The sequence below is a fragment of the Paraclostridium benzoelyticum genome (assembly GCF_001006285.1).
GTDB lineage: Bacteria > Bacillota > Clostridia > Peptostreptococcales > Peptostreptococcaceae > Paraclostridium > Paraclostridium benzoelyticum.
The window spans coordinates 1-18,784 of record NZ_LBBT01000005.1; the positions used below are offsets into that span (position 1 = coordinate 1).

An 18,784-nucleotide genomic window follows, 5' to 3' on the forward strand; every position below is an offset into this window, starting at 1 on the left:
AATATTAAATAACAAAAAAGAAATTTTAAATATAATATTAGAACAAAATAATAAATGTGTAATTTTAATAGATAAATACGGATATATATCAAATGAAGATAGTAGTTTTTCAAATGTTTGGAAAGAATACTCATGTTGTAATTACAAAATAAAGTTTTCTCATTTTTTAAATAAGAGTATAGAGAACAGTACGGATGTGTTATTAGATGTTCAAAAGGTGTATGATATAGGCATTAAGCTCAATAGGGAAATAATTAGTAATGATAATAGGTATTTTGATTGTGAGTACACTCCATTAAAAGTTAATAATCGAATAATGGGAGTTATATGTATAATGACAGATATAACATATAAAAAATATTCACAGAAAATAATCAATTATAACAAAATAAAGTATAAAAAAACTATAGAAACAATACCTCATACTATTGTGGTAACAAGAGATAATAAAATTACATACAACAATAATAATAATTTAGACATAGACATATATGAAGATAGAATAAAAGATTTTATTCTAAACACAAAATCAAAAGGAAGCTTTGAGGGATATTTAAATAAAGACACTAAAAAATACCTAAATATAAACAAAACGAGTTTTAAAGAAAATAACATAAAAAAAGATATAGCAATAATAAGGGATACTACAGAGTATAATATACTTTTAAAAAGTATAGAACAAAGCGCTAAAAATTATATATCTTTAGTTAATGCTATTCCTCAGGGAATATATATATATGATTTTGAAGATAAAAAAACTACTTATGTAAATGAAGTACTTTTGAATATGTCAGGTTTTGAAAGCTTAAATGAATTTAATGATAGCCACATAATAAAAGATATTTCGTGGGTCTTAAATAAATTTGGGCAAGATGTCAAATTTATGCGACATAAGATACAAAATAGAAAAGGAAAATATATAGATGTAGAACTAGGGGGAATTACCCTGGAAATAAATAATAAAATGACATGTATAGGCATAATGAATGACATAACTGAAAAGGTTAAGGCTGAAAATATAGAAAGAGAAATAGCTAAGAAAAAAGTAGAATATAAACAAAAAAATCATTTTTTTATAAATATGTCGCATGAGTTAAAAACTCCATTAAATTTAATAATGTCGTCTAATCAATTGATTCAAGCTGTTTTCAAAGATGAAATTTTAAGCAATGAAAGTGGATTAATAGCAGCTGTTACTAATTCAGTAAAAAAACAAAGTTATATATCCCTAAGGCTTATAGAAAATATAATGACATTAACTAAATTAGAAGCTGATTTTTATAAACCAGAAGTAGATTGTTATGATGTTGTAAGCTTAGTTGAAGACATAATAATTGAAATTAATAAATATTCAATAGATGATAAAATAGAATTTATATTTGATACAAATATAGAAGAAAAGTTAGTAAGAGTAGATCCTTATGATATAGAAAGAATAATATTGCTACTTTTTAGTAAATTGATAAAACAGTCAAAACAAAATAGTACTATATATGTTGAAATCTTAGATAATACAAATGGATTAAATATATATATAAGAAATATAGGACGATATGACAAGGATATATATATAAATAATCAATCTAGAGATAATATAAATATGAATTTAGAAGTTGCAAAATCTATAATTAATATTTATGGAGGATCAATAAATATAGTTGAAACTAAAAGCAATATAGAGATAAATATAAATCTTAATATTAAGGAAAGTTTAGAATATGATGAAAAGAAAATTTGTACCTTAAATAAGGAATCTATATACGCAGAATACTCTATGATAAATGCTTTATAAAAATTCGTTTTGCTTGAGCGACAAAAATAGGATATCTCAAATTTAAATTTAAGATATCCTATTTTTGAGTTTAAAAAAGAATAATTAAAGCTGTATAATATATATAACAAATGGAAATAAAAGCTAACAGGAGGTAATTATGGATATAAATGCAAAAACTAATTTATTATGTTTAATAGGAAATCCTGTTGAACATAGTTTTTCACCTAGTATACATAACTATTTGATTAAAAAAAATAATCTGAATATGAAATACGTGTGCTTTAATGTTAAAAGTGATGAGCTAGAAAATGCTATAAAAGGAATAAAAGCTTTAGGCGTTAAAGGATGCAATGTAACTATTCCTCATAAAGTGGAAATAATTAAGTATTTAGACTCAGTAGATAAGAATGCACTGTTGATTGGAGCCGTAAATACTGTAAAAAATGAAGGTGGAAAGTTAATTGGATACAATACTGATGGTGTTGGGTTTGTAAAATCAATAACAGACAAGGGCTATGATATTTACAATAAAAATGTTTTAATAATAGGAGCCGGAGGAGCTGCTAGAAGTATAGCTATAGAAATGGCATCAAATGGAGCTAAAGAGATAAATTTAAGAAATAGAAGTATAAAAAATGCTAAAGAAATATCTGATATTTTAATTGATAGTTTTGGTATAAATTCAAAATTTTCAACAGATCAAATAACTAAAGAAGATTTAGAAGATATAGACATAATAATCAATACAACTCCTATAGGAATGGACAAAGATAAAGACAGTTGTCCAATAGATGAAAAAATTAATTTAACTAATAAAGATATACTTGTTTGTGATATTGTTTATAATCCACATGAAACTAAATTTATTTCTTGGGCTAAAAAAAATAATTTTGACATTGTATATGGTATAGACATGCTTATAAATCAAGCTATACAAGGGTTTAATATATGGACAGGTATTTATGCAAATGAGCATGGAAATTTAAAGGATATGCTGAAAAATGTATAACTACAAGCATAAGAGGAAAGGGTATTTAATTTTAGAAAATATTGTAGCTTTAAGTTTAATAGGAATAATGGCATCACTAGTTGTAAGTATATTTTCAACTAGTGTTTTTAATTTGAAAAAATCATACAACACAAATCAAATGATAAATCTAGCAAAAAAAGAAATGTGTAGCATAGAGTATGAGATTCAAAATAATAAAGAGGAAAATTTATTTGAAAGAACTAGTAAAAATATTGAAGGGTATACTGTGAAATCAGAAGTGATAAAAGAAAGAAATTATTTTAATTGTTATCGAATTTCTATTTGTGTCAGTTGTTGTGAAAGAAAAATGGTAGTAGATAGTTATGTGGTGAGAACATGAAAAAAAGAAATGGATCAGTGATTATAGTGACATTATTGTGTTGCTTTATATTAAGCTGTATATGCTTAGGGTGTATAGAATTAGTTAAAACAAATAATGATATAGTTTCTACAAAGGAAAAGTCAATGAAAATAGAATATGAAGTAAAAGGTGGTATAAACTTAGGCTGTAGTAAAGTTGCAGAAGAAGTTAATAATTTAATTGGAAATAATATCGAAGAGAATAATTTAGAATGTAAATTTAAAGATCACTTTTTAGGAAATAATAAAATAAATATAATAAGATCTATAGAATCTATGGGGAATGATAAATTAAAAATAAGAGTAGTAAATAATGATATTTACCTAGATGATGACTACATAAAGTTAGATATAGAATCAAAAAAAGAAGATAGCAATTTTAAGAAAATTGCTAGATGCTCAGTTAAAATAAATATTAAATCAATTGAGGAAAATGAAAAGAGAGTATTCAAATACAATTATAAGGAGATTTAGAAAAATGAAAAGAGAAGGAATGTGACTTTAGTTGAAGTTGTAATAGGAATAGGGATAGTTATGGCTATTTTAATGATAAGCTTTCCAAAAGAAAAATCACAAAGATATGAAATTGATTCTTTTGCTAGGCAGCTAGTAGGAGATATAAGGTATGTTAGAAGTATGAACTCAAATGGAAACCTTAGTGTTTTTTTAGAAAATATTAGTTCACAGGAAAATCCTAGATATGTAATAAAAGAAAATACCGATATAGTGAAAACTGTATACCTTCCTAAAAATTCTAGTTTATCTTATCCATCATCAACAATAAAGTTCAAATCAGATGGTACACTTAGCTCAAAAGGAGAAACTATAATAATTGATTCAAAAGATAGAAAAATAAAAATAACTATCATACCGTTTAGTGGAAGAGTTTTATTGAAAGAAGATATATATGAAACGTAGAAAGGGATATCTTATACTAGAAATTTCAATATCTATGATAATTACGAGTATTGTACTAATTACACTATACGGTTTATTATTTACCTCAATAAATCTGTATAAAAAAATTTATAGCAGTATAGAAATACAACAACAAGGTATGGAGATTCAAAAACATATGGAAAAAGAGTTAAGTGGAGATATAGAAATAACTGATGTGAAAACAGAAAACAGCCAAGTATTAAATGATAAAGAGTTTGAATTTACAAAAGTGAAATCTATTTATTATAAATCAAAAACGAATTTGGAAGTTAATGACTGTGATGAGCTATTTTTAAACAATAAAGCTAAGAAGCTTTTTATAAAGCGAATGGGATATAAATCAGGCTATGAAATAGGCGACTATATAGATTCTATATATATATCTAAAGAAAAAGATGGTAGAATTATCAATATAAAATTACAACTATCTAAAAATAAACAGAATCATTGTATTGAATTTTCAATATACAATGATAATATAGGAGAACTTGCATGAAAAATATAATCTTAATTGGATTTATGGGAACTGGAAAGACTACAGTTGGAAAGGAATTAGCTAGACTTAAAGAGATGAAATTTTTAGATGTGGATTTTGAAATTGAAAAAAAAGAAAATAAAACAATAAATCAAATTTTCAAAGAACATGGAGAAGTATATTTTAGAAGAATTGAATCAGCGTTACTTAAAGAAGTATATTGTTTAGAAAATACTATAATATCTACTGGGGGCGGAATTATAGAGAATGAAAGTAATGCTGAGATTTTAAAAAATACAAAAAACGTAATATGGTTAGATGGAAATGTTAATACTATAGTTAATAACTTAAAAAATGAAATAGATAAAAGACCTAAACTAAAAGATGTAAAAGATATAAAAGCCTATGTCCAGGATCTATTAAATCACAGATATGAAAAGTATGAAAAATGTTCAAATATCAAAATAAGTATTGATGATAAAAATATAGCTCAAGTAGTTAGGGAGATACTTGTTTATATTTAACAAAATATGTTATTATATAGAGTATAAACGAGTTTTTATCAAAAGGTTGGTGGATGCTATAAAAATATTAATAATTAATGGTCCTAATTTAAATATGTTAGGAAAAAGAGAACCTGATGTATATGGGAAAAACACATTAGAAGATTTAGAATATAGCATAAAACAAACATTTAAAGATACTATTGATTTTGAATTTTTTCAAAGTAATCATGAAGGATGCATAATAGATAAATTACATGAGGCTAATTGTAATTTTGATGGAATTATTATAAATCCTGGAGCGTTTACACATTATAGCTATGCTATAGCAGATGCCATAAAATCTATAAGTACTAAAGTAGTAGAAGTACATATATCTAATGTGCATAAAAGAGAAGAATTTAGACAAAAAAGCGTAACCGCTAGTGCATGTATAGGACAAATTACAGGATTTGGATTTTATGGATATATTTTGGGGGTAAATGCAATAATAAATTGTGAGGTGGGTATAGGTGAAAAATAGAGTTTTAAAATTAAGAGCAGAGATGGAAAGATTAAACTTAGATGCAATTTTAATTGAAGAGTCTAAAAATAAAAGATACATATCTGGATTTACAGGAACTGCTGGGTCTATAATAATAACTAAGGAAAAAAACATATTATTTACAGACTTTAGATATACACAACAAGCTAAAAATCAAACAGAGGATTTTGAAATAGTTGAAATATCTAGAACAAACCCGATCACAAACTTCTTGAAAGAAATGAATATGAAAAGACTAGGATTTGAAGATGATAAAATGAGTTTTTCAACATATTCAAATTATAAAGAAGCTTTAGTTAATACAGAAATGGTTCCACTAAAAGGATTAATGCTAGATTTAAGAGCTATAAAAGATGAAAAAGAGTTAGATGTTATAAGACAAGCTTCTAAGATTGCAGATAATGGATTTAAATATATATTAGGATTTATTAAGCCAGGAATGAAGGAAAGTGAAGTTGCTTTAGAACTTGAGTTTTTCATGAGAAAGCAAGGCGCAACTGGAGTATCATTTGATTTTATAGTAGCATCAGGGAAAAGATCATCTATGCCTCACGGAGTAGCTAGTGATAAAGTTATAGAGACAGGCGATTTCGTAACAATAGATTTTGGATGTGTATATAATGGATATTGCTCAGATATGACAAGAACTATAGTTGTAGGAAAAGCGAATGATAAGCAAAAAGAAATATACAATATAGTATTAGAAGCTCAATTAAAGGTTATAGAAGCTGCAAAAGCTAACATGAGTGGAATAGAACTTGACAATATCGCAAGACAATATATAATTGAAAAAGGATATGGTGATAAATTTGGTCATGGCTTAGGACACGGAATAGGCCTTGATGTACATGAACTTCCAAATGTTAATACATTGGGAGAAAAGTTATTAAAGCCTAATATGGTTATAAGTGATGAGCCAGGTATATACATAGAAGATTTTGGTGGTGTAAGAATTGAAGATCTACTTATAATAACAGAAGATGGATGTGAAGTGTTAAATTCATCACCGAAAGAATTAATAGAATTAGAATTTTAAGTATAATTATGGAGGGACACATATGGTAACAGCAGGTGATTTTAGAAAAGGTGTAACATTTGAGAAGGATGGTCAACCATGTTTAATAGTTGATTTCCAACATGTTAAGCCAGGAAAAGGTGCTGCGTTTGTCAGAACTAAGTACAGAAACTTAAAAACAGGAGCAATAAGAGAAGAAGCTTTTAACCCAAGTGACAAGTTCCCTAAAGCTCATATAGACACTAGACAAATGCAATATCTATACAATGATGGTGAGTTATACTACTTCATGGATAACGAGACTTTCGAGCAAATACCACTAGACTATGAAAAAGTTGAAGATGCAATCAAATTCTTAAAAGAAAATGAAACTGCAACAATAAGATTCTACCAAGGGCAACCATTCCAAGTAGAAGCTCCAAACTTTGCAGAACTTGAAATAGTTGAAACAGAGCCAGGAATCAAAGGAGATACTGCAAGTAACGTTACTAAGTCAGCTACAGTTGAGACTGGTGCAGTAGTTCAAGTACCTTTATTCATAAATACAGGAGATAGAATAAAGATAGATACAAGAACTGGAGAATATTTATCAAGAGTTTAATAATTTATGAATATAAAAGCTTATATATCTAATAATAGATATATGGGCTTTTAAATTTATACAAAAAAATAAGGAAAGTGAGGGGTTTTAATGAAATATTTATATGAAGAAGTTGCATACTTAAAAGGTCTTGCAGAGGGATTAGAAATAAGTGAAGAAACAAAAGAAGGCAAAATAATAAATAAAATAGTAGATGTTTTAGAAAGTTTTGCAGATGCAATAGTAGAATTAGAAGAAGAGCAAATAGAACTTATAGATTATGTAGAATCTATAGACGAAGATTTATCAGATGTGGAAGATGATATATACGAAGAAGATGAAGACGATGAAGATGAAGAATATAACTACATAGAAATGGAATGCCCTAATTGTAATGATTTTGTAGAGATAGATGAGGACTTACTATATAATGAAGATATAGATATAGTATGCCCTAATTGTCAAGCAGTTATATTATCGGCAGAAGATGAGTGTGAATGCTCAGATGAGTGCATATGTGATTGTGATTGTCATGAGGAAAAATAAAACTGTATAAGTGAAGAATTTATAGAGCCTATGAAGTTATATAAGATTCATAGGCTTTTTTACGCCTAAGTAAATTAGTTTTATATTTATGTTTTGCAATAATTTTAGAAAAATAGTACACTATAGTCTATAGATATTTAAATGGAGGTAAATAAATGAAAATAAAATCAAATATATTAGTTAATATATCAAAATTTGAAGATATTATTAAATATAAATTTAAAAATAAAAAATTTATATTAGAGGCATTAACACATAGTTCATACTCTAATGAGAATAAATCTTATTCATTCAATGAGAGATTAGAATTCTTAGGAGATTCAGTTCTAGGAATAGTAATAAGTGATTACTTATTTCAAAAAGAACAAGATTTACCAGAAGGTGAGTTAACAAAATTAAGAGCCAATATAGTTTGTGAAGAGTCTTTAAGTGATGTTGCTAAAGAAATAAATTTAGGAAACCACATTCTTTTAGGAAGAGGAGAAGAAGCTACAGGAGGTAGAGATCGTATATCTATATTAGCGGATGCATTTGAGGCTGTAATAGCTGCAATATACCTAGATGGTGGAATTGAAAATGCAAAAGAATTTATATTAGATCACATGGAAGCTATAATTCAAGACTCTATAAAAGGAAGAATCTTCAGAGACTATAAGACTCATTTACAAGAGGTTGTACAAAGCAAAGGTGAAAGTATAATTTCATATAACTTAGTAGAAGAAATTGGACCAGATCATAATAAACGATTTGTAATGGAAGTTACCCTAGATTGTGAAGTTTTAGGAAAAGGAGAAGGTAAGAGTAAAAAAGAGGCAGAACAATCAGCTGCAAAACAAGCATTAAGAAGGATGATTTAATATGAAAAAGAGAATTATACCTATATTTGTGCCTCATAGGGGATGCCCTCATGATTGTATTTTTTGTAATCAAAAGAAAATTACTGGAGTAAGCACAGATATTACAAGTAAAGATGTAAGAAATATAATTGAAGAATATTTAACTACAATAGATAAAGATGCAAGTATTGAGATTGCATTTTTTGGAGGTAGTTTTACTGCTATAGATATAGATATTCAAAGAAGTTTACTTTCTGTGGCTAAGGAATATGTAGACAAAAACATTGTAGATGATATAAGAATGTCTACTAGACCTGATTGTATAAACGATGAAATACTAACTATGCTAAAAGAATATAAGACAAGTATTATAGAACTGGGAGTTCAATCTTTAGATGAGAAGGTTTTAATAGATAGTGTAAGAGGTCATAGTGATGAAGATGTATTTAAAAGCTCAAAACTTATAAAGGATTATGACATAGATTTAGGATTACAGATGATGGTAGGTTTACCATCAGATACAGAAGAAAAATGTATAAAGACAGCCAAAAAATTTATAGAATTAAAACCAGATTGTGTAAGAGTATATCCGACTTTAGTAGTTAAAGAAACAGGACTTGAAAAGCTATTAAAGGAAGGAAAATATAATTCATTTACACTTGATAAAAGTATAGATATAGTAAAAAAAGTTTTGGTTTTATTTTATATAAACAATATAAATGTAATTAGAGTTGGATTACAAGCAACTGAAGATATAGCAATAGGAAAAGAAGTTCTTGCAGGCCCATACCATCCAGCTTATAGAGAGTTAGTTGAAAGTAAGATGTATGGAGATTTTATTGAACACTTAATTAAAACATATGAGGTTAAGAAAAATTTAGTAGTTTTAGTTAATAAAAGAAATGTATCTAGAATATTAGGAAATAAAAAATCTAATGTAATAGAAATAAAAGAAAAATATGATGTTTTATTAAAAACTAAGGAAGCAAATTTAGATATAAATGAATTAGAATTTGTATTAGATGATGAAAAAACTATAAAGTTTAATACAAAAGAAATATATATGAAGTTAAGAGACATATACAACCTTTAGTTTTATTTTGAAGGGAGAGAAAGGTATTGTATTTAAAAAGATTAGAACTTAAAGGATTTAAATCCTTTCCAACTAAGACAGATGTGCTTTTTAACGAAGGTATAACAGCTATAGTTGGTCCAAATGGAAGTGGAAAAAGTAATATATCAGATGCAGTAAGATGGGTATTAGGGGAGCAAAGTATAAAAAGTTTAAGAGGCGATAAGCTAGAAGATGTAGTATTTGCCGGAACAGACACGAAAAAAGCAATGAACTATTGTGAGGTAGCATTAACTATAGACAATAGTGACAAAAAATTAGACATAGAATATAGTGAGATTACTATAAAAAGAAGAGCTTACAGAAGTGGGGAAAGTGAGTTTTTCTTAAATAATAAGTCGTGTAGATTAAAGGATATAAAAGAATTACTATTAGATACAGGAATAGGTAAAGATGGATATTCTATAATAGAACAAGGTAAAGTTGACGAAATTTTAAGCAATAACCCTGTAAATAGAAGAAAAGTATTTGATGAAGCCTGTGGAATATCAAAATATAGATATAAAAAACAAGAAGCGGAAAGAAACCTAAAGAATACAAAAGAAAACTTAAATAGAATAGAAGATATATATGTTGAGATAGAGAATCAGTTAAAACCTTTAGAAACTCAACAGAAAAAAGCTATAAAATATTTAGAAATAAAAGAAGAATTAAAAAAGATTGAAGTAAATAGTTATATAAGTGAAATTGAAGAATTAGAGGCTCAAGCAAAAGAAACATTAAATCATGATAAAGTACTTAAAGATCAAATGGTTTCAGTTAAATCTAAAAAAGAAACTTTAGAAAAATCTATAACTGATTGTGATGAAGAACTTGAAGAAATTGATGTTAAAATAAACAAAACTATTGAATATATAAACACTATAAAAGGTGTAATAAACAAAAAATATTCAGAACTCAGCGTTCTTAATGAAAAGATAAAAAATTGTAACAGTGATATACAAAGGTACACAAATGAAATTAGTTATATAAATAAAAAGATAAATGATGACAATCTAGAATTAGAAAAATTAAATGAAAGTAAAAATAATGCTTTTAGAAATTTAAAAGATATAGAAAATAAAATAGATGAAGTTGAATTAAAAAATAAAGACAAAAAAGAAAGCATAAACAAAGTAAGTCAAACTATTGAAGCTTTAAAAGATGAAATAATAAACTTATTGGATGTTAAACAAAATAGTGCGAACAAACTATCTACTTTAAATGCAAATATTGAGAATATAGAAAATAGAACTAAAACTATAGATGTAGATATAGAACATATACAAAAAAATATATGCAATAAAAAAGATGAAATATCAAAATTTAATTCTCAAAAACAAGAAAAATTAAGTTTAATAGAAAACTTAAAACAAGAATTTGAAGATATTAATAAAAAGGTAAATTCTCTGAAAATAGAATATGACAAAATAAGTAGTGATATACAAGGCTCTAAACTTAAAATAAATGAATATAACTCTAAATTAAACATATACACTGATATGGAAAAGCACTATGAAGGATTTAATAAAGGTGTAAAGGAAGTGTTAAAGAATAAAAATTTAGAGGGTATATATGGAGCACTAGGTCAGGTTATATCATCTAGTCAAAAATATGAAAAAGCACTAGAAGCATCACTTGGAAGTTATATGCAAAATATAATAACTAAAGATGAAAATAGCGCTAAAAATGCTATAAACTACTTAAAGAAAAATAATTTAGGAAGAGTTACATTCTTACCTTTAAATATAATTAAATCCAATAAAATAGATAAAAATGCAATAAAAAGCAGTGCTAAATACATAGGGATAGCAAGTGAATTAGTTAAGTTTGATGAAAAGTATAAAAATATAATCGAAAATGTTTTAGGAAGAACTATAGTTATAGAAAGTATGGATGAAGCTATAAAGTTTGCTAGAGAAACTAACCATAGATATAAAGTTGTAACTTTAGATGGAGAAATTCTAAATCCAGGAGGATCTTTAACTGGAGGAACAGTAAGAACTAATGGAAATATACTTTCAAGAAAAAGATTGATAGAAGAGTTTAAAGATAACATACAAAAAGAACAAGAAAAATTGAATTTATTAGAACAAGAAAAAATCAATTTAAAAGGTTCTATAGATTCAAAGCTTATAAAAATTGAAACAATAAATAATGAATTACGTGAAAATGATAAAAGTGTAGTTGTTATTAATGCAAACATAAAAAGTGCAAATGATGAAGTTTTAAATTTAAGCAATAACTTAAATAAATTTGAAAATGAGAAGTTAAGTTTAGGTGAAAATTTAGAATATACACTAACAAAAACTAAGTCATTAAAAGAAAATATAAATGAAATAGAACAAAAGCATTTGTTAAACAAAAATGAAATAGATACATTAAATTCAAAATTAAAAGAAATAAATGATGGTTATGAAGTAGATAAAAGCAGATTTGACGATTTGAATATAGAATATGCTAAATTAAATCAAATTCACCAAGCTACAATAAAGGATATAGATAGAATTCAAAAAGAAATAAAATCACAAAATGATGTCCTTAGAACTACAAAAGAACAACTTGAAGAAAGTAAATTTAATACTGTTAAAATTCAAGATCAGATTAAAATTGAAACTTCAGAAAAAGAAAACTTGGAGAATCAAATTATAGATGAAAATAAAAAATTAAGTCTGCAAAAAGAACAAAAAGATTCTATTAAGAAAAATAGAGACGCTATAAATACTGAATCTAAAAATATAGATAGACAGTATATAGAAGTCAAAGAAAGTTTATTTAAGATAGAAAATAAAATAGAAAGACTAAGATCATCTAAAGAAAATTATATAGCTAAACTTATAGAAGAATACGAATTAAGCCTAGAGGAAGCAAAGGCATTAAAAGATGAATCTGTAGTTATTGATAAAAAAGAGCTAGAAAACCTAAAAAGACAAATAAAAAGTCTTGGGAATGTAAATATAGACTCTATAAAAGAATATGAAGAAATAAAAGAAAGGTATGATTTTTATAGTGAACAAAAGAAAGATTTAGAAGAATCTATAGAAGTTATATATAAACTTATTAAAGAACTAGAAGAAAATATGAAAAGAGAGTTTAATGAAAACTTTGTTTTAATAAATGAAAACTTTAAAGTTGTTTATAAAAAATTATTTGGTGGAGGAAATGGAGAACTTAGAATAGTAGATAAAGATAATATTCTAGAAAGTGACATAGAAATAGTAGCTCAACCACCTGGGAAGAAAATGAAAAATTTAAATCTTTTATCAGGAGGAGAAAAAGCACTTACTGCAATAAGTATATTATTTTCAATAATATTAGCTAAGCCAACTCCATTTTGTATACTAGATGAAATAGAAGCGCCACTAGATGATGCAAACATATATAGATTTGGAGAGTTTTTAAAAGAACTATCTAAAGATACCCAATTTATATCTATAACTCATAGAAGAGGTACTATGGAGGTTGCAGACTATATATATGGAGTTACAATGCAAGAAAAAGCAATCTCTAAGGTAATAAGCCTAGATCTAAAAGAAGCTAAAAAATTAACTGAAGATATAATATAAGGAGGCAAAATGTTTAAGAAGTTATTCAAATTTGGAAAGAAAAAAGAAGAAGAAAGTGTAGTTGAAGAAGAAGCTCAAATTGAAGAAGCTAATGAAGAATCAGCTACTGATGAAGAAACTGTAGTTGAAGGTGCAGAGTTTAAAGTGGAAGAAAAGCACAATTTAGATGAAGATCCAGATAACAAAGAAGAAATAATAGATATTGACAATGAAGATAAAATTGAAGAAACTTCGCTAGAAGAAGTAGAAGAAGTAGAAGAAGTAGAAGAAGTAGAAGAAGTAGAAGAAGTAGAAGAAGTAGAAGAAGTATAGAAGAAGTAGAAGAAGTAGAAGAAGTAGAAGAAGAAATTACAAAAGAAGGTTTATTTGCAAGACTTAAACAAGGACTTACTAAAGCTAAACAAGGAATAACAGATAAAATTGATGCTGTTTTAAATTCATACACTACAATAGATGAAGACCTTCTTGAAGAACTTGAAGAAATACTAATAACAGCAGATGTTGGCGTAAACACTACTATGGAAATGATAGATGGACTAAGAGATGCTATAAAAACTAAAGGTATTACAGATCCTTTAGCTGTAAGAGGTGAGTTAAAATCTGTAATATGTGATATGTTAGGAGAGGAAGATTCTAAATTAAACATAGAGCCTGGTCCAAGTATAATATTAATGGTAGGAGTAAATGGAGTAGGTAAAACTACTACAATAGGTAAACTAGCAAATAGATACACTAAAGAAGGTAAAAAAGTAATACTTGCAGCAGGAGATACGTTTAGAGCTGCAGCTATAGAACAATTGGAAGTGTGGGCTAATAGAAGTAATGTGGATATAATAAAGCACCAAGAAGGAGCTGATCCAGGGGCTGTAATATTTGATGCTGTTAAAGCAGCTAAAGCTAGAAAAGCAGATGTATTAATTTGTGATACAGCAGGAAGACTTCACAACAAAACTAACTTAATGAATGAGTTAGGGAAGGTATTCAAGATAGTTGATAGAGAATATCCAGAAGCGCAAAAAGAAGTTTTATTAGTTGTAGATGCTACAACAGGTCAAAATGCGGTATCTCAAGCTAAAACATTTAAAGAAGTAGCTGATATAACGGGAATAGTATTAACTAAATTAGATGGAACGGCAAAAGGTGGAGTTGTTTTAGCTGTTAAATCTGAAGTTGATGTTCCTGTAAAACTTATAGGAGTTGGAGAAAAAGTAGAAGACTTACAAGATTTTGATTCAAAAGCATTTATAGATGCGTTATTTGGGAACTAATTAGCTTTTAAAAATAACTGTTGACAACTTTATTAGTATGATATAAAATACAATGTGTAAAGGAATTGACCTTTACAGTAAAGTAAGTGGGAAGTGTAATAATGAATCTAGAAAAATTAGTAGAAATTGGGTTGTTATTTGAACAATACAAAATGCTTCTAACTGATAAGCAAAGAGAAATTGTATCACTTTATTACAATGAAGATTATTCTCTTGGAGAAATCAGTGAAAATCTAAGTGTTTCAAGACAAGGAATATATGATACATTAAAGCGTTCTGAAAAAATTTTGAAAGATTATGAAGCAAAATTAGGCTTAGTTAAAAAGTCAAAAGAACGTGAAAAAATTACACAAGATATATATAATAAAGTTGTTGACATTAAACAAGATTTATTGCAAAATAGAGATTGTGCTAATTTAATCCCTAAGGTAGAAAATATAGAAGATTTATGTAGGGAGATGTTAAAATGATATTTGAAGGATTAGCAGATAAACTACAGGGCGCTTTAGGAAAATTAAAATCTAAAGGTAAGCTTACTGAAAAAGATGTTAAAGATGCTATGAGAGAAGTTAAGCTAGCTTTATTAGAAGCTGATGTTAACTTTAAAGTAGTTAAAGACTTTGTTAAGAAAGTTCAAGAAAGAGCTGTTGGACAAGATGTTATGGAAAGCTTGACACCAGCACAACATGTTATAAAAATAGTTAATGAAGAACTGACAAGTTTAATGGGTGATGTTCAAAGTAAAATAATGATATCACCAAAGCCACCAACAGTTATAATGATGGTAGGGTTACAAGGTGCAGGTAAAACAACTACATCTGGTAAGCTTGGAGGATACTTTAAAAAGCAAGGTAAGAAGCCCTTACTAGTGGCTTGTGATATATATAGACCTGCGGCTATAAAGCAATTACAAGTTGTAGGTGAAAAATTAGATATACCAGTGTTTAGCATGGGAGATAAAGAAAGCCCAGTAAATATAGCAAAAGCTGGATATAATCATGCAGTGAAAAATAACCACGATTTAGTTATAATAGATACAGCTGGTAGACTTCATATAGATGAGACTTTAATGGAAGAGTTACAAAATATAAAGTCTGAAGTTAAGCCACACGAAATACTATTGGTTGTAGACTCTATGACAGGACAAGATGCAGTTAATGTTGCACAAAGCTTCAATGATGCCCTTGGGGTTGATGGAGTAGTTTTAACTAAACTTGATGGGGATACTAGAGGTGGAGCAGCACTTTCAATAAGAGCTGTAACACAAAAGCCTATAAAGTTTATAGGTATGGGAGAAAAGCTAGATGACTTAGAGCCTTTCCATCCAGATAGAATGGCATCTAGAATATTAGGTATGGGAGACATCCTAAGCTTAATAGAAAAGGCTCAAGAAAATATAGATTTAGAAAAAGCTAAGGAATTAGAAAGCAAAATTAAAAAGCAAGATCTTGATTTTGAAGATTTCTTAGAACAAATGGAACAAATTCAAAAGATGGGTCCTTTAAACAAGGTGATTGAAATGATTCCTGGTATGGGTCAAGTCAAAGACCAACTTGGGGACATCGATATGAATAATAAAGAAATTGTTAGGACTAAGGCAATCGTACAGTCTATGACAATAGAAGAAAGAAGAAATCCTAGTATCTTAAATGCTTCAAGAAAGAAAAGAATAGCAAGAGGTAGTGGTACTAGTGTTCAAGATGTAAACAGACTTATAAAGCAATTTGATGAGATGAAAAAAATGATGAAGATGTTTACAGGAACTCAAAAAAGCATGAAGAAAAGGGGAGGCTTTGCCGGTTTACCTTTCTTTAAATAATAGAAAACAAAAAGATAAAAATTTTTCGGAGGTGTCGATATGGCAGTTAAAATAAGATTAAAAAGAATGGGATCAAATAAAAAACCTTTCTACAGAATAGTAGTAGCAGATTCTAGAGCTCCAAGAGATGGAAAGTTCATAGAAGAAATAGGATTCTACAATCCAATATCTCAACCAAAGCAAGTTAAAATAAACGATGAGAAAGCTGTTAAATGGTTAGGATGTGGAGCACAACCAACTGATACAGTTAAAACTTTATTAGTTAACAACGGAGTAATGGAAAAGTTCGAAGCTTCTAAGCAAGCTAAGTAATTTTCTTTTAGGAGTGAATTGATATGAAAGAGCTAGTACTAGATATAGCAAAGGCTCTTGTCGATAATCCAGAGGCAGTTGAAGTAGAGGAAACTTTTAATGATGGAGAAACTATCTTAAAATTAAAAGTAGCCCCTGATGACATGGGTAAGGTTATCGGTAAGCAGGGTAGAATAGCTAAAGCTATAAGAACTGTTATAAAATCTGCTTCAAATAGAGACCACAAAAAGGTTACTCTTGAAATAATATAAAGGATTAGGTATTAACCTAGTCCTTTTTGTATATACTGTGTATATATTGCGCAAAGATAAAGCATAATTTTTAAAGAAGGTGAGATTATGGAAAATAAATTAACTCATTTTAAAATAGGACAAATAGTAAAAACACAAGGTTTAAAAGGTGAAGTAAGAATTTACTCCACAACGGATGATATATATAGATATGACGATTTGGATACTTTTTATATAGGAAAAGACCTTAATACAGAATATAAAGTACAAAATGTTAGATATAAAGGTAACTTAGTTATAATGAAAATAAAAGGAATAGATACAGTAGAAATGGCTGAAAAGATAGTTAACAAAAATATCTATGTATCTAGAGAAGAGTCAAAAGAATTAGATGAAGACGAGTTCTTTATTGCTGATATGATTGGTATAGACGTTTATACAGTAGACAATAAACATGTAGGTGTATTAGATGATGTTTTACAATATGCAGCTAATGATGTTTATGTAATTAAAGGTGAAGATAATAAAGAATATCTTATACCAGCTGTTATGAAGTTTGTACCTGAGATAGATATAGAAGAAAGAAAAATGATAATAGACCCTATAAAGGGAATGTTAGATTAATTTTAAGGTGATATTATGAGATTTCATATAATGACACTATTCCCAGAAATATTCAACTCTTATATGAATGAGAGTATAATGAAAAGAGCTGTAGAAAAAGGTATTATTGAAGTAAACATATACAATATAAGAGACTTTTCTACTAATAAGCATAAAAAGGTAGATGATTATCCTTTTGGAGGTGGAGCAGGTATGGTAATGACTCCACAGCCAATATATGATACATATAAACATATTATAGATAAATTTGATATAAAAGAACCTAGAGTTATATACTTAACACCGAAGGGTGAAGCTCACAATCAAAACATAGCTAGTGAAATGTCAACATTTGAAGATGTAATACTTTTATGTGGTCACTATGAAGGAATAGATCAAAGAATTATTGATTCTATAGTTACGGATGAAATATCTATAGGGGATTATGTATTAACAGGGGGGGAACTTCCTGCACTAATTCTTATAGATTCAATTTCAAGGCTTATACCAGGTGTATTAAGTCAAAATGAATCCTTTGAGGAAGAATCATTTAAAGATAACTTATTAGAGTACCCTCATTATACTAGACCGAGAGAATTTATGGGAATGGAAGTTCCAGAAGTTTTACTATCTGGAAATCATAAGAAAATAGATGAGTGGAGAAATGAGAAATCTATTGAAATAACTAAAGAAAGACGTCCTGATTTATACAAAAAAGCTTGTAAATAAATAGGACATATAGTATAATAAAATCTGTTGAAAAAATAAAACGGGCGTTCCTCTGCTTACAAATGGTCAAGTAATTAAGAGCGTCTATGATACCAGGAGGATTAAAATGAACGAAATATTAAGATCATTAGAGCAAGAGCAATTAAAAAATGAAGTTCCTAACTTTGGACCTGGGGACACTGTAAAAGTACACGTTAGAATAGTTGAAGGAAAAAGAGAAAGAATACAAGTATTCGAAGGTGTTGTATTAAAGAGACAAGGTGGAGGAGCTAGAGAAACTTTCACTGTAAGAAAAATATCTTTCAACGTTGGAGTAGAAAGAACATTCCCTGTTCATTCTCCAAAATTAGAGAAGATAGAAGTAACTAGAAAAGGTAAAGTAAGAAGAGCTAAACTAAACTACTTAAGAGGTAGAGTAGGTAAAGCTGCTAAGATAAAAGAAGCTAGATAATAAACTTTACTATACAGGGGACTGAGATTTCAGTCTCCTTTTTTACTATTAATTAGATTAAAATAAATTTTTATAAATATAAATATAAATTAT

21 protein-coding genes and 1 pseudogene are annotated in these 18,784 nt (G+C 27.7%); all 22 read left to right on the forward strand.

What is annotated here, in order from left to right; genetic code table 11:
- On the forward strand, nt 1–1,792 hold a 1,792-nt coding region (locus tag VN21_RS18510; protein ID WP_046821478.1), incomplete at its 5' end, for a sensor histidine kinase.
- 139 nt (nt 1,793–1,931) lie between these two features.
- The gene (gene aroE / locus VN21_RS00110) at nt 1,932–2,783 is read left to right on the forward strand and encodes a shikimate dehydrogenase (protein WP_046821479.1); all 852 of its coding nucleotides are present in this window, start codon (nt 1,932–1,934) and stop codon (nt 2,781–2,783) included.
- Nucleotides 2,776–3,144 (forward strand): pilus assembly FimT family protein, encoded by a 369-nt coding sequence (locus tag VN21_RS00115; RefSeq protein WP_046821480.1) that lies wholly within the window; start codon nt 2,776–2,778, stop codon nt 3,142–3,144. Before aroE ends, VN21_RS00115 begins: the two co-directional genes overlap by 8 nt.
- Nucleotides 3,141–3,638 carry a hypothetical protein gene (locus VN21_RS00120; protein ID WP_046821481.1) on the forward strand — a complete coding sequence of 166 codons (498 nt, stop codon included), beginning with the start codon at nt 3,141–3,143 and terminating at the stop codon, nt 3,636–3,638. The genes VN21_RS00115 and VN21_RS00120 overlap by 4 nt, the downstream gene beginning before the upstream one ends.
- A 21-nt stretch (nt 3,639–3,659) precedes the next feature.
- Complete coding sequence (locus VN21_RS00125; protein ID WP_046821482.1) at nt 3,660–4,082, forward strand: hypothetical protein; 423 nt, start codon at nt 3,660–3,662, stop codon at nt 4,080–4,082.
- Nucleotides 4,072–4,599, forward strand: a complete 528-nt coding sequence (locus VN21_RS00130) for a hypothetical protein (protein ID WP_152650739.1) — start codon at nt 4,072–4,074, stop codon at nt 4,597–4,599. Before VN21_RS00125 ends, VN21_RS00130 begins: the two co-directional genes overlap by 11 nt.
- Entirely contained in the window at nt 4,596–5,102 is a 507-nt protein-coding gene (locus VN21_RS00135; RefSeq protein WP_046821484.1) for a shikimate kinase, read from the forward strand. Before VN21_RS00130 ends, VN21_RS00135 begins: the two co-directional genes overlap by 4 nt.
- A gap of 49 nt (nt 5,103–5,151) precedes the next feature.
- Nucleotides 5,152–5,604, forward strand: coding sequence for a type II 3-dehydroquinate dehydratase (aroQ, locus tag VN21_RS00140; RefSeq protein ID WP_332840796.1), 453 nt, complete (start codon nt 5,152–5,154; stop codon nt 5,602–5,604).
- Nucleotides 5,594–6,661 (forward strand): M24 family metallopeptidase, encoded by a 1,068-nt coding sequence (locus VN21_RS00145; protein WP_084821878.1) that lies wholly within the window; start codon nt 5,594–5,596, stop codon nt 6,659–6,661. Before aroQ ends, VN21_RS00145 begins: the two co-directional genes overlap by 11 nt.
- A 22-nt stretch (nt 6,662–6,683) precedes the next feature.
- Nucleotides 6,684–7,241, forward strand: a complete 558-nt coding sequence (gene efp / locus VN21_RS00150) for an elongation factor P (protein WP_021429540.1) — start codon at nt 6,684–6,686, stop codon at nt 7,239–7,241.
- A 90-nt stretch (nt 7,242–7,331) separates the two neighbouring features.
- The gene (locus VN21_RS00155; RefSeq protein ID WP_046821485.1) at nt 7,332–7,766 is read left to right on the forward strand and encodes a CD1247 N-terminal domain-containing protein; all 435 of its coding nucleotides are present in this window, start codon (nt 7,332–7,334) and stop codon (nt 7,764–7,766) included.
- Nucleotides 7,767–7,921: 155 nt separating this feature from the next.
- A complete protein-coding gene (gene rnc / locus VN21_RS00160; protein WP_046821486.1) occupies nt 7,922–8,623 on the forward strand; it encodes a ribonuclease III in 702 nt (233 codons plus the stop codon).
- Nucleotide 8,624: 1 nt separating this feature from the next.
- Nucleotides 8,625–9,695: an elongator complex protein 3 gene (locus VN21_RS00165; RefSeq protein ID WP_046821487.1), complete on the forward strand. Its 1,071-nt coding sequence runs from the start codon at nt 8,625–8,627 to the stop codon at nt 9,693–9,695.
- A 26-nt stretch (nt 9,696–9,721) separates the two neighbouring features.
- Nucleotides 9,722–13,279 (forward strand): chromosome segregation protein SMC, encoded by a 3,558-nt coding sequence (gene smc / locus VN21_RS00170; protein WP_046821488.1) that lies wholly within the window; start codon nt 9,722–9,724, stop codon nt 13,277–13,279.
- A gap of 9 nt (nt 13,280–13,288) precedes the next feature.
- Nucleotides 13,289–14,547, forward strand: a pseudogene (gene ftsY, locus VN21_RS00175) (signal recognition particle-docking protein FtsY).
- 101 nt (nt 14,548–14,648) lie between these two features.
- Nucleotides 14,649–15,017 (forward strand): YlxM family DNA-binding protein, encoded by a 369-nt coding sequence (ylxM, locus tag VN21_RS00180; protein WP_021429599.1) that lies wholly within the window; start codon nt 14,649–14,651, stop codon nt 15,015–15,017.
- Entirely contained in the window at nt 15,014–16,366 is a 1,353-nt protein-coding gene (gene ffh, locus VN21_RS00185; protein ID WP_021429709.1) for a signal recognition particle protein, read from the forward strand. The genes ylxM and ffh overlap by 4 nt, the downstream gene beginning before the upstream one ends.
- Nucleotides 16,367–16,405: 39 nt before the next feature.
- Complete coding sequence (rpsP, locus tag VN21_RS00190; protein WP_021429667.1) at nt 16,406–16,678, forward strand: 30S ribosomal protein S16; 273 nt, start codon at nt 16,406–16,408, stop codon at nt 16,676–16,678.
- 23 nt (nt 16,679–16,701) lie between these two features.
- Complete coding sequence (locus VN21_RS00195) at nt 16,702–16,929, forward strand: KH domain-containing protein (protein WP_021429642.1); 228 nt, start codon at nt 16,702–16,704, stop codon at nt 16,927–16,929.
- 87 nt (nt 16,930–17,016) lie between these two features.
- Complete coding sequence (rimM, locus tag VN21_RS00200; protein WP_035115311.1) at nt 17,017–17,532, forward strand: ribosome maturation factor RimM; 516 nt, start codon at nt 17,017–17,019, stop codon at nt 17,530–17,532.
- Between the two features lie 15 nt (nt 17,533–17,547).
- Nucleotides 17,548–18,240, forward strand: a complete 693-nt coding sequence (gene trmD / locus VN21_RS00205; protein WP_046821489.1) for a tRNA (guanosine(37)-N1)-methyltransferase TrmD — start codon at nt 17,548–17,550, stop codon at nt 18,238–18,240.
- Between the two features lie 106 nt (nt 18,241–18,346).
- Nucleotides 18,347–18,691 (forward strand): 50S ribosomal protein L19, encoded by a 345-nt coding sequence (gene rplS, locus VN21_RS00210; RefSeq protein ID WP_021429647.1) that lies wholly within the window; start codon nt 18,347–18,349, stop codon nt 18,689–18,691.
- Nucleotides 18,692–18,784 lie beyond the last annotated feature (93 nt).